The organism is Idiomarina piscisalsi (assembly GCF_003987095.1).
Classification (GTDB): domain Bacteria; phylum Pseudomonadota; class Gammaproteobacteria; order Enterobacterales; family Alteromonadaceae; genus Idiomarina; species Idiomarina piscisalsi.
The window spans coordinates 197,173-209,179 of sequence record NZ_PIQA01000001.1; the positions used below are offsets into that span (position 1 = coordinate 197,173).

The 12,007-nt window shown below is 47.4% G+C and carries 14 protein-coding genes; 11 read left to right on the top strand and 3 right to left on the bottom strand.

Annotation, left to right across the window (positions count from 1 at the left end):
• Positions 1–12 precede the first annotated feature (12 nt).
• Positions 13–501 carry a methylated-DNA--[protein]-cysteine S-methyltransferase gene (locus CWI73_RS00975; protein ID WP_126751144.1) on the top strand — a complete coding sequence of 163 codons (489 nt, stop codon included), beginning with the start codon at positions 13–15 and terminating at the stop codon, positions 499–501.
• A 49-nt stretch (positions 502–550) separates the two neighbouring features.
• On the opposite strand, the gene CWI73_RS00980 is transcribed toward CWI73_RS00975, so the two are convergent.
• Positions 551–1,033 carry an FKBP-type peptidyl-prolyl cis-trans isomerase gene (locus tag CWI73_RS00980; protein ID WP_126751145.1) on the bottom strand — a complete coding sequence of 161 codons (483 nt, stop codon included), beginning with the start codon at positions 1,031–1,033 and terminating at the stop codon, positions 551–553.
• A gap of 5 nt (positions 1,034–1,038) precedes the next feature.
• Positions 1,039–1,929 (bottom strand): CAF17-like 4Fe-4S cluster assembly/insertion protein YgfZ, encoded by an 891-nt coding sequence (ygfZ, locus tag CWI73_RS00985; RefSeq protein ID WP_126751146.1) that lies wholly within the window; start codon positions 1,927–1,929, stop codon positions 1,039–1,041.
• An 80-nt stretch (positions 1,930–2,009) separates the two neighbouring features.
• On the opposite strand from ygfZ, the gene CWI73_RS00990 reads away from it, so the two are divergent.
• Positions 2,010–2,279 carry an FAD assembly factor SdhE gene (locus tag CWI73_RS00990; RefSeq protein ID WP_058579310.1) on the top strand — a complete coding sequence of 90 codons (270 nt, stop codon included), beginning with the start codon at positions 2,010–2,012 and terminating at the stop codon, positions 2,277–2,279.
• Positions 2,280–2,543: 264 nt separating this feature from the next.
• On the opposite strand, the gene nadB is transcribed toward CWI73_RS00990, so the two are convergent.
• Complete coding sequence (nadB, locus tag CWI73_RS00995; protein ID WP_126751147.1) at positions 2,544–4,145, bottom strand: L-aspartate oxidase; 1,602 nt, start codon at positions 4,143–4,145, stop codon at positions 2,544–2,546.
• Positions 4,146–4,289: 144 nt separating this feature from the next.
• On the opposite strand from nadB, the gene rpoE reads away from it, so the two are divergent.
• The 9 genes from rpoE to recO all read left to right on the top strand — a co-directional run bounded on the left by rpoE (position 4,290) and on the right by recO (position 12,005).
• Complete coding sequence (gene rpoE / locus CWI73_RS01000; protein WP_058579308.1) at positions 4,290–4,868, top strand: RNA polymerase sigma factor RpoE; 579 nt, start codon at positions 4,290–4,292, stop codon at positions 4,866–4,868.
• A gap of 15 nt (positions 4,869–4,883) precedes the next feature.
• Positions 4,884–5,459 carry a sigma-E factor negative regulatory protein gene (locus tag CWI73_RS01005; protein WP_126751148.1) on the top strand — a complete coding sequence of 192 codons (576 nt, stop codon included), beginning with the start codon at positions 4,884–4,886 and terminating at the stop codon, positions 5,457–5,459.
• Positions 5,460–5,463: 4 nt separating this feature from the next.
• Positions 5,464–6,420 (top strand): MucB/RseB C-terminal domain-containing protein, encoded by a 957-nt coding sequence (locus CWI73_RS01010; protein ID WP_126751149.1) that lies wholly within the window; start codon positions 5,464–5,466, stop codon positions 6,418–6,420.
• Positions 6,420–6,845 carry a SoxR reducing system RseC family protein gene (locus CWI73_RS01015; RefSeq protein ID WP_126751150.1) on the top strand — a complete coding sequence of 142 codons (426 nt, stop codon included), beginning with the start codon at positions 6,420–6,422 and terminating at the stop codon, positions 6,843–6,845. The genes CWI73_RS01010 and CWI73_RS01015 overlap by 1 nt, the downstream gene beginning before the upstream one ends.
• Positions 6,846–6,964: 119 nt before the next feature.
• Positions 6,965–8,776, top strand: a complete 1,812-nt coding sequence (gene lepA / locus CWI73_RS01020) for a translation elongation factor 4 (protein WP_126751151.1) — start codon at positions 6,965–6,967, stop codon at positions 8,774–8,776.
• Positions 8,777–8,779: 3 nt separating this feature from the next.
• Complete coding sequence (gene lepB, locus CWI73_RS01025; protein WP_126751152.1) at positions 8,780–9,700, top strand: signal peptidase I; 921 nt, start codon at positions 8,780–8,782, stop codon at positions 9,698–9,700.
• A complete protein-coding gene (rnc, locus tag CWI73_RS01030; RefSeq protein ID WP_126751153.1) occupies positions 9,697–10,386 on the top strand; it encodes a ribonuclease III in 690 nt (229 codons plus the stop codon). The genes lepB and rnc overlap by 4 nt, the downstream gene beginning before the upstream one ends.
• Entirely contained in the window at positions 10,383–11,300 is a 918-nt protein-coding gene (gene era, locus CWI73_RS01035; protein WP_053952658.1) for a GTPase Era, read from the top strand. The genes rnc and era overlap by 4 nt, the downstream gene beginning before the upstream one ends.
• 3 nt (positions 11,301–11,303) lie before the next feature.
• Positions 11,304–12,005, top strand: a complete 702-nt coding sequence (recO, locus tag CWI73_RS01040; RefSeq protein WP_126751154.1) for a DNA repair protein RecO — start codon at positions 11,304–11,306, stop codon at positions 12,003–12,005.
• Positions 12,006–12,007: the final 2 nt, after the last annotated feature.

Sequence of the window (12,007 nt, forward strand, 5' to 3'; positions counted from 1 at the left end):
TGGGCGGCTTTTATGTACTACTCTGAGTTTTCAACCCCGTTGGGCACTATGTACGCAGTGGCCGATAGCCAGCATATTCTTGGTCTTTACTATCAAGGGCAAAAACACTGCCCAGACATGCAACAGTACCAGTATGCGCCAGAACAATGGTTATTAGAAGCTGCGACGCGGCAAATTCATCATTACTTTTCACAGCCGGATTATGAGTTTGATCTTCCGCTTAACCCCAAAGTCACGCCGTTTCAAAAGAGCGTCCTCGATATACTTCAACAAATTCCTTCAGGGAAGACGCTGAGCTACCAGCAAGTGGCTTCGAAGCTTGGCAAACCAACCGCAACCAGAGCGGTAGCCAGCGCTATTGCAAAGAACCCGGTTATTATCGCCATTCCTTGTCATCGCGTTATTGGGCAGGATGGTTCATTAAGAGGCTTTGCAGCAGGATTAGATCGTAAACAGCAGTTACTGGATAGAGAAAAGGCAAGTCGGAAAACGGCAGCCTGAAACGAAGAAACCCGGCAAAAGCCGGGTTTCTTACAATGCTGTCAACGACTTAGTGGTCTTCGCCGTCAGCGTGCACGTGACCGTGCTCAAGCTCTTGCTCTGTTGCGTCACGAACTTCAACAACTTCTACGTCAAAGTTAAGGTTAACGCCCGCTAATGGGTGGTTACCGTCTACAGTGACTTCGTCGTCTTTAACGTCAACGATAACAACAGACTGCTCGCCTTGGTCAGTGCTTGCGCGGAACTGCATACCAGGCTGTACTTCGTTGTCGCCGAATAAGTTACGTGGAACGGTCTGGATCAAACCGTCGTGACGTTCGCCGTACGCTTCTTCTGGCTTAACTTCAGCAGTGAAGCTATCGCCAGTTGCTTTGCTTTCCAGTGCATTTTCAAGACCAGGAATTAGCATTCCGCGGCCGTGAATAAAGCTAAGCGGATTGCCTTCTTTAGACTGGTCCAGGGTCTGGCCATCTTCTGTTTTCACAGTGTAATGGATAGCCACGACTTTGTTCTGTGCAATGGTTTCGCTCATAAAATTTAACCTAATTGATAAGGCAGTGAGTGTATTTCCAGTAGACTTGCGTCGTCACCCTGAACTCGAATAGTGGTGTCAGCGTCAATGTCGCTGGGTAAAACCGCTAATAAGTCCGTTTGTGTGTCGGTGCGGTTCACTGCCATAATGACCGTACCTACACGACGCCAGTTTTCACCAATGGCTTTCTCTAGTTGTTGCCCCGGTTTCACAGCTCGCGCTACGTTGCCTGACAATCGAAAGAGTGCCCGTTTCTGTTTGCCCAAATATTTCATTCGGGCAATAGTCTCCTGGCCGATATAACATCCTTTGTCGAAACTGACTCCGTCCCACGCTTGTATATTCAGCATTTGCGGTACAAACGCCTGACTGTTTTCTGCCGTCAATTGTGGACGAACTCGTTCAATTTCCAGCGCATCCCAAAAGGGCTGCGGATAGTCCGTAGAAACTGCTTGCCGACTTAACACAATAAATTGATCAGGTTGTTGACCAACGTGCAATGTCAGACTGTCAGTAGGCAATGCCTGTTTTGCTTTGTTGCCAATAAAACCAGCGATATGCCAGTCTTCGCTAACATCCTGAATGTCGACTTTACTAAAAACACCGTACTTTTTCAGTTGTGTTAAAGAGCCTTTAAGGGCACTTTTATGCATAACAAATAATGCTGCATTGTCATGACGAAACAACCAAAAATTACTAAATGCCTTCCCCGTAGGGTCACAATGTGCGCCATATAACCAATCTTCTTGGTCGAGTTTGCGCACATCGCATGTCAGCTGTCCTTGTAAAAAGCTGTCAGTGTCCTCGCCAGAAACCGACAGGATACCATAGTCCGTTAGTTGAACGGAAAGGCAATCCTCATTCGAATCCATTAAAGCTTGTTTTAACTCGACCACAATGACTCCTTATTGGATAGCTTACATGCTAATATTAGGGCACTGATTGAAATTACAAGGGCAATTGCTGCGGAGATCTTATGTTCCCGAAACAGTCTGAAGAAGTTTTAAAGGACAAACGTCGTTTAATATGGGCCTGCCGCCGGGGCATGCTGGAGCTTGACGTACTTTTTGAACCTTTTGTGAAAGAGGCTTACGACGAGCTTAGCGACGAACAAAAAGCGGTGTTTCGTCGCTTGGTGACTTGTGATGACCCGGATCTATTTGCTTGGTTTATGGGGCATAAAAAGTGTCCGGACGAAGAGCTTCAGGGCATGGTTGACTTTATGCTGTCACGCGTAAAGGTATAAACGCTGGAGTTCTATTTACTCAAGCGACCCCAACAGCCATTGTCCGGGTCGCCTTGCGGATATAACTGGTGGTGGCAGGAGGCAGCATGCAAACTGTTCAGTAAACCATTGGTTATTGGCAACATACTAACGTTATTACCGTTGGAGTCATTACCTGACTCCGACGTCCAAATGAAGACCTGGGTTTGGGTTTGGTGGTTTCGGCTGCCACCTGAGCAGCAAGCACAGCTCAGGCGGCAACTTTCGCAAGTCAGTTAGCAACCTTTAATGAGAAGGCGTCAACACGGTTGGTTCGGCTTTTTCCATGGTATTCGGATAATCCAGAATATAATGAAGCCCACGACTTTCCTTGCGCTCTAGAGCGCTTCTGACAATGAGCTCGGCCACCTGAACTAAGTTCCGCAATTCCAGCAGATTATTACTGACCCGGAAGTTTGCATAATAGTCGTGGATTTCCCGTTGTAGTAGTTCAATTCGATGCAGGGCACGCTCTAAGCGCTTTGTGGTGCGCACGATGCCAACATAGTCCCACATAAACAAACGCAGTTCGTGCCAATTATGCTGAATGACGACTTCTTCGTCTGAGTTACTCACCTGGCTTTCATCCCAGCTTGGTAAGTGTGTTTGTGGTGCTCTTGAAGACTGCTTAGCTAAAATATCCTTTGCCGCCGCTCGGGCAAATACCAAGCATTCTAACAGTGAGTTACTAGCCATTCGATTAGCGCCGTGCAAGCCAGTACAAGCGACTTCACCAACCGCGTATAAATGTGGCACATCGGTTCTGGCATGTAAGTCAGTGCGCACGCCACCACAAGTATAGTGCGCAGCCGGTACGACCGGAATAGGTTCGCTACTCATATCGATACCGAGCGATAAACACTTATCCATAATGGTAGGGAAGTGCTGCTCGATAAATTCTTTTGGCTTGTGAGAAATGTCCAGGAACATGCAATCGGCGCCCAGGCGCTTCATTTCATAGTCAATGGCGCGGGCAACAACGTCACGGGGCGCCAATTCTGCTAGCTTATGAAAGTCTGGCATAAAACGGGAGCCGTCCGGACGTTTTAGAACAGCCCCCTCACCACGCAACGCTTCTGTCAGCAAAAAGCTTTGCGCATTTGGGTGAAATAAACACGTTGGGTGGAACTGATTAAACTCCATATTGGCAACACTACAACCGGCGCGCCATGCCATGGCAATGCCATCACCACTAGCGATATCCGGGTTACTGGTGTATTGATACACTTTACTGGCGCCACCGGTTGCCAAAACCACGAAGTTTGCTGCAATGGTCTCTACCTGTTCTTCCATGCGGTTCCATATATAGGCGCCGTAACAGCCAGGATCTGCGCCAATACGTTGTCCGGTAATTAAGTCGACGGCGTTGTAGCGTTCTAATACGGTAATATTAGAATGCTTCAGAACTTGCTCTTGTAACGTGGTCTGTACCGCACGGCCTGTCGCATCGGCGGCATGCAGAATACGCCGGTGGCTGTGCCCACCTTCACGATTTAAGTGATACGTAGGGGACTGGCCGTCGCTCTCAACTTTATCGAAGCCGACTCCTGCGTCAATCAGCCATTGTAAGCTGTCGCGCGCATTTTCTGTGGTAAACTTAACGGCTTCGGGGTCACAAAGGCCTGCACCAGCGACTAGGGTGTCCTCAATATGGCTTTCAATGCTGTCGTTTTTATCAAACACAGCGGCAATGCCACCTTGAGCATAAAATGTAGAGCCTTCGGTTAAGGCGCTTTTACTTAATACCGTGACTTTTAATGTGTCGGCAAGTTGCAGGGCAGTGGTTAAGCCAGCAGCTCCTGAGCCAACAACCAGCACATCGCATTGATAATTTGCTGCAGGTTCCATAAAGTACTCATTAAGAATTTTGGATGATTTTACGCATTTGCTGAAATATTTGCGAACTTTTTACAAGCGGTCTGGTCACAGTCTGTACAAACAGGACGGGCCGCCAGTTCCAGCAGTTCCTGGGTAAAGGGAGAACAGGCTCGGATGAGCGAACAGGTGAACGACCAACAACTGGTCAAAAAAGTACAACAAGGTGACAACCGGGCTTTTGATTTGCTGGTAAAGAAGTATCAGCACAAAGTCATGAGTTTGATATCCAGGTATGTAAAGCAACCCGGAGACGTTGCAGATGTTGCACAGGAAGCGTTTATTAAAGCGTATCGTGCGTTGCCTAACTTCCGCGGAGATAGCGCTTTTTATACTTGGTTGTACCGAATAGCGGTTAATACGGCGAAAAACCATTTAGTTTCTCAGGGCAGAAAACCACCCGCGTCAGATATCGACGCCGAAGAAGCTGAATATTACGAAGGCGCCGCCGCTTTAAAAGATGGTGCATCACCGGAAAGCCATATGCTGACGGACGAAATCAGAAATGTGGTGATAAAAACAATTGAGGGGCTGCCGGATGACTTAAGGCAGGCTATCACGTTAAGAGAAATTGAGGGGCTTGGCTACGAGGAAATAGCGCTCGAAATGGACTGTCCAATAGGAACTGTTCGTTCACGTATTTTTCGCGCCCGAGAAGCCATAGATAACCAACTGAGACCGTTGCTGGAACGGTAAATTGAAGAGGGGCTTATGTCTCGAAAATTATCAGAAGTTACGTCAGCTTTGTTTGACAGTCAGGACGTCGACGCAAAAGAGCTTGATGATGTATTAAATGATGAGCAGTCAGTTCAAATCTGGCATCGCTACAGTGTTGCGCGGGCTGCTTTGAAAAATGAACTAGGCGCAAGCATCGATCTGGATATTAGCCAGCGCGTTAGTGCTGCTATTGAAAGTGAAGGCTCTAATGTTATTAAACCTGGGTTCGGACAGTCGAAAAGTCAGAATAAAGCAGCGTCGAAATGGTTCCAGCCTTTAGCGAAGGTAGCGGTAGCAGCGAGTGTCGCTGTAGTGGCTGTTATGACGGTTCAGGTTTACCAACAGCCAGCCGGAGCGGACGGAGCCAGTGCCGAGCCCGCATTATTAACGAATCCAATTGGTGGGCGTGAGCCAGTAAGCCTGAATCATGTCGAGCCAATGTCTCAAGTGAGCGACCAGCAGCGTCGTCGCCAGGTGCAGTCGTATTTAATCGACCATCAGCAGCAGTTAATGCTGCAGCAAAAAGAAAGCGATGATAAAGAAGAGCAGGAGCTCAACAAAGGTAATTAATTCGATGATAACTCGGTTGTACCAGTCACTGATAGCCGCTGTCGCTGTGTTATTTATGTCGGCAGCAAGTGCTCAGGAAACGCAAAAGGAAATTGACGGTGAGGGCTGGTTTGACCGTATGTCAAAGGCGCTGACATCCCTCAATTTTGAAGCCTCTCTAGTTCATGTTCACGGTGACCAAATAGAGCCCTATCAGTGGTTCCAGGCTGCCGGTGAGCCACAAAGTCAAGAACTGCTCATTCGCATGAACGGGCCTGACTTCCGTATTTTAAGAATGGGCAACCGAGTTGCCCATTTCCACACTTCAGCCAGTAATTACTCGTTAAGGGCTGACTCTGTTTCAGCAATATTGCCCGAAGCGTTCACCAAGCCTTTCGCAAATTTAAAAGATACGTATCAAGTTACAATTGGTGGCGGGGCGAGAGTGTTGGGTCGTAATGCTCAACACCTGCGAGTTATTAGTCGCGATAATCAGCGCTACAGCTATTCACTTTGGGTCGACAGATCGTCCGGCATGTTGCTCAAAATGATGATGCATGATCAACGCGGTGACATTGTTGAACAAATGCAGTTGACCAGTCTCTCTATTCGTGAGGACTCTCCCGGCGTTTTAAAAGAAGTGTCAGATTTGGAAATGCCACCATTACTAAGTGACCTTCGCATATTGAACAAACCGGGGTTTCCCGTAAAACCCGGCTGGCAGCCTCAGGGCTTTGAACTTATTACCAAACAAAGCCATAACCTGGTTGCTGAATCGACACTGGTTGACCATTATTTATTTTCAGATGGTTTGACGGAGTATTCGGTTTACATTGCAAGGCTTACCGATGATATGGAAACCGATGTGGCGCTGTCTTCCTCACAAACCTTATTCACAATGCGTTATAATGACTACTTAATTACTGTTGTCGGGCAGGTGCCACTCAGCATCGCCCAGCGAATAGCGCAAGAAGTGAGATAATGAAAGAATTGGCAGAAGTGGTTGCCGTGGACGGTAAACGAGTCACAGTAACCACGCAACTAAAAACCGCTTGCTCAGGCTGTGCCCAGGTTTCTACCTGCGGTGCGGGTATTCTTAGTAAAGTGTTTGCTGACAGAAACGCCCAGTTTCATGTGGTGACAGACGAGCCTGTTACCGTTGGTGATCGAGTAGAACTCGATGTGCCAGAGCAAGCCGTTACTCAATTCGCTCTCATGCTTTATGGTTTGCCAATTTTAGCCTTGTTGATTATTGCTATTGCGCTACAAAGTTCCGAGGCTGTTCATGAAGGTATTACCATTTTATTGTCTTTTGCAGGCTTTGCGCTGACGTTTTTAGGCTTGCGGGCGTGGTTTAGGCGCCGAGACATTAAAATAAACCAATTGGTACGAATAAAAACCGTATAACGTGGCTTTTTCAATTCTCACCAAATAAACCATAAAAACCTTTGTTCTTGCGCCTAACATGAGTATGATCGGGGCTAATTTTTGAAAGTCAGAATTTAAGTTTTACAGAGGTATCATCAATGCCGGATAAGGCGTTCAAGCAAAGTAATATTCGCAACTTTTCTATTATCGCTCATATCGACCACGGGAAGTCCACGCTGTCTGACCGGCTCATACAGCATTGCGGGGGGTTAACCGACCGCGAGATGGCCGAGCAAGTCCTTGATTCGATGGATCTTGAGCGCGAGCGCGGTATTACCATTAAGGCGCAAAGCGTCACGCTTTATTATACGGCACAGGACGGTGAGACCTATCAGCTTAACTTCATCGATACCCCGGGACACGTCGACTTCTCATACGAAGTATCGCGCTCTCTGGCAGGTTGTGAAGGTGCTTTGCTGGTTGTCGACGCGGCGCAAGGCGTTGAAGCACAGACACTGGCGAACTGTTACACCGCTATTGAGATGGACCTGGAAGTGGTGCCGGTTCTGAACAAAATCGACTTACCTCAGGCCGATCCAATGGCCGTGGCACAGGAAATTGAAGACATTGTGGGTATTGAAGCTGTCGATGCTGTTCAGTGTTCAGCAAAAACAGGAATTGGCATTGACGACGTACTAGAGCGCATTGTTCGTCAAATACCGCCGCCGCAGGGCAGCGAAGAAGAGCCTTTGCAAGCCCTTATTATTGACTCATGGTTTGATAATTATCAGGGCGTTGTGTCTTTGGTTCGCGTGCGTAATGGCACATTGAGAGCGGGCGAAAAAATGACGGTGATGTCGACCGGTCAGTCGTTCCAAATTGATAAAGTGGGTTACTTTGATCCAAAACCGCATGAAACGGGCATATTGCACACTGGTGAGGTGGGTTATGTTATTGCGGGCATTAAAGATATTTTGGGTGCGCCAGTGGGCGATACGCTAACAAATACCCGGGCACCGGCCAAAGAGCCTGTTCCAGGTTTCCAAAAAGTGAAACCACAAGTGTATGCGGGTATGTTCCCAATTAGTTCAGACGATTACGAAGCATTTCGTGATGCACTGGGTAAGCTAGCATTGAATGACGCTTCGTTATTTTACGAGCCGGAAAACTCAGCCGCCTTGGGCTTCGGTTTCCGTTGTGGTTTCCTTGGCATGCTGCACATGGAAATCATTCAGGAACGACTCGAACGCGAGTACAACATTGACCTTATTACTACCGCACCAACGGTAGTCTATGAAGTTGAAAAAACAGACGGCTCAATTGTCAAAGTCGACAATCCGGTAAATCTACCGCCAGTCAACGATATTGAAACAATTTACGAGCCTATCGTGGAAGCCAGTATCCTGGTTCCACAGGAATTTTTAGGTAACGTTATTACACTCTGTGTTGATAAGCGCGGTGTGCAAACTCGTATGGCTTATCACGGTAAACAAGTGTCCGTAACCTATGAAATTCCGATGGCTGAAGTGGTCATGGACTTCTTTGACCGTCTGAAATCGTGTAGCCGTGGTTATGCATCGCTCGATTATCAATTCAAAAAGTTTGAACCTGCGGACATGGTTAGGGTCGATATACTGATTAATGGTGACCGGGTGGATGCGCTGGCAATGATCACGCACCGCGATCATGCGGAAGGGCGTGGTCGCATGTTGGTGGATAAAATGAGAGAACTCATTCCACGTCAAATGTTTGATATAGCTATCCAGGCCACCATTGGAAACCATGTTATTGCGCGTTCTACGGTAAAACAGCTGCGTAAAAACGTAACCGCAAAGTGTTACGGTGGTGACATAAGCCGTAAGAAGAAACTTTTACAAAAACAAAAAGAAGGTAAAAAACGCATGAAGAACCTGGGTAACGTTGAAGTACCTCAGGAAGCCTTCCTTGCGGTTTTAAAAGTAGGCAAATAGGAAATGGCCAATTATTTTTCATTAATTTTAACGGTAGTTACTATCGTATCGGGGCTGCTTTGGCTATACGATGCGAAGTTTTTAAAACCTAAACGTCAGGCAATAGTTGCTGAGGTTGAAAAAAAGACCACCAGCCCGCTGACAGAAGAGCAAGTAGAGCAGTTAGCACCGCAACCCAAGTTAATGGAGCTGGGGCAGTCGATATTCCCGGTTATTGCTTTGGTGTTGATCGTTAGAACAATATTGTATGAGCCATTTCAAATTCCGTCGGGCTCAATGATGCCAACGCTGCTACGCGGTGACTTTATACTGGTGCAAAAATTTGACTACGGTATTAAAGAGCCGCTGTTTCAAAATACCATTATTGAAACAACCGAGCCCAAACGCGGTGATATTGCTGTTTTCAAGTATCCGGTAGAGCCTAACATAGATTACATTAAACGTATTATTGGTTTGCCAGGTGATCGTATTGTTTATCGCAATAAAACCTTATACGTGCAGCCAGCGTGCGAAGAAGGGCGCAGAGACTGCCCTGAAATGGAAGTTATTAAAACGCAACTGAAAGACGATGGCGCATACTTTTCTGGCTCTTCACCACTTAAAACCTATGAAGAAACCTTGGGCGATGTAAAGCATGACATTTTAGTTGACCCTAGAGTGGCGTCACGTCGTGCATTTTTCTATGACCAACCGGGTACTCAACGTGATGAGTGGGTTGTACCCCAAGGCCAGTATTTCGCTATGGGCGATAACCGCGATAACTCACGAGACAGTCGCTACTGGGGGTTCGTCGATGAAGAACAGTTGGTCGGCAAAGCTGTATTCATTTGGATGAGCTTTGAAATGAACCGTGGACAAGATAGTTGGTTACCGTCGTGGGTACCAACAGGGATTCGATTTGAAAGGCTGGGGAGTATCGAGTGAGTTTACCCAAACCACCGTTAACTGAACTAGAAAAAATAGTCGGACATCAATTTCAAAAACAAGATGTTTTGCGACAAGCTCTCACGCACCGTAGCGCCTCATCGACCCATAACGAACGCCTGGAATTTCTGGGCGATTCTATTTTAGGGCTGGTAATAGCTGAAGCTTTATTTAAGAAATTCCCGAAAGTCGCCGAAGGTGACCTAAGCCGTATGCGAGCCGCTATTGTTTGCGGCCGTTCGTTGGCGAAGCTGGGTAAAAAAATGGGGCTGGGTGACTTTTTGTCGTTAGGTCAGGGAGAGCTAAAAAGTGGCGGCTACCGTCGGGAATCGATATTGGCGGATGCAGTAGAAGCCATTATCGGTGCCATTTACCTCGACAGTGACATGGACACAGTTAGACAAGTCATTTTGAAGTGGTTTGAACCACAGCTCGATGACATTAAGCCGGGTGCCAGCCAGAAAGATCCCAAAACACGCCTGCAGGAATGGTTACAGGCAAGACAGCAACCGCTGCCAGAATACGATGTGATTGCTACACAAGGGCAGGCGCATAATCAACAATTTACAGTTCACTGTGTTATTGAAGGGCAACAAGAGCCATTCATAGGCAGTGGCACAAGCCGTCGTAAAGCTGAACAAGCTGCAGCGACCTCGGCATTAGAACATTTGCAGGAGCGTAAATGACGCTTGATATAGAACTCGACGACAACAAACACAGCGGCTTTGTTGCTATTGTTGGGCGCCCAAACGTGGGTAAGTCGACGCTGATTAACCGTATACTCGGTCAGAAAATCAGCATTACCTCGAATAAACCACAAACAACACGCCACCGCATTCTGGGCGTAGACACCGACGGTGACTGCCAGGCTGTTTATGTTGACACGCCGGGTATGCATATTGAAGAGCCGCGGGCGATTAACCGAGTGATGAACCAGACGGCATCTTCCGCGTTAAAAGACGTAGACTTGGTCTTATTTGTTGTTGATAGTTTGAAATGGCTGGAAGACGACAAAATGGTGCTTGAAAAAGTGCAGCGCAGCAAGGTACCGGTGGTCTTACTGGTCAATAAAGTCGATCAGGTTAAAAACAAAGAGAAGTTACTGCCGCATTTGCAGTGGTTGAGTACACAACACGACTTTGCAGAAATATTGCCGATATCGGCCACCCATGGTGACAACCTCGACGAACTGCGCAAAATTGTGCGTGGTCACTTACAGCCCGGTTTTCATTACTTTCCGGAAGACTATGTCACTGATCGTTCAGTGCGCTTTATGACCGCTGAAATTATACGTGAAAAGTTGATGCGTTTTACCGGTGATGAACTGCCTTATGAAACGACCGTTGAAATAGAACAGTTCGGTCACTCTGAAAAAGGTACGACGCATATACACGCACTTATTTTGGTTGAGCGCGAAGCACAGAAGCGAATGATCATCGGTAAGGGCGGTGAACGCTTGAAAACTATAGGAACAGAAGCTCGTCGCGACTTAGAGCGCTTGCTCGACAACAAAGTACTCCTTAAACTATGGGTGAAAGTGAAGTCGGGTTGGTCTAATGACGAACGAGCCTTAAAAAGTTTAGGGTACCGCGAGGACTAAATCGTGATTCAGCGAGCCTTAGTGTTGCATCGCTGGGACTTTCAGGAAACCAGTCTGCTGCTGGACGTGTTCACAGAGCAAAACGGGCGCGTCCGACTCATTGCTAAGGGAGCCAAACGGCCTAAAAGTCCATGGCGTGGATTAGCTCAGCCTTTTGTACCAGTGAAAATAGAGTACAAAGGGCGCAGCGACTTAAAAACGCTGACACTACTTGAACAAGACACCCAATCAGCCCATATAAGACTTATCGGCAACGCACTTTATAGCGGCTTCTACCTCAATGAATTGTTGCAGCGCCTGCTGCCGGCAGAAGCTGAAGCACAGGAACTGTTCCAGCATTACTGGTCGGCGATAGCTGCGTTGTCCGAAGCGAAACATGTAGAACCAGCACTCAGACGCTTCGAATGGCAACTACTTGAACATTTGGGGGCAGCCTTTGACTGGTATCATGATGCTGACACTGGACTACCGCTAAAAGAGCTTGAGTACTGTTACTTTGTGCCTGATCATGGGTTAGTATCGACACCCCGACATAAAGACGACAAAGCTTACCCAGTCAGTGATATTGAACGAATAGCAGACTGGGATATAAGTGATGAACACCGCTTAAAACAGTTAAAGTGGATAATGCGCGAGGCGCTTCACGTGTATTTGGGTGACAAACCGCTGCGCAGCCGTGAACTGTTTCAGCAAAGAAGGAAGTAACC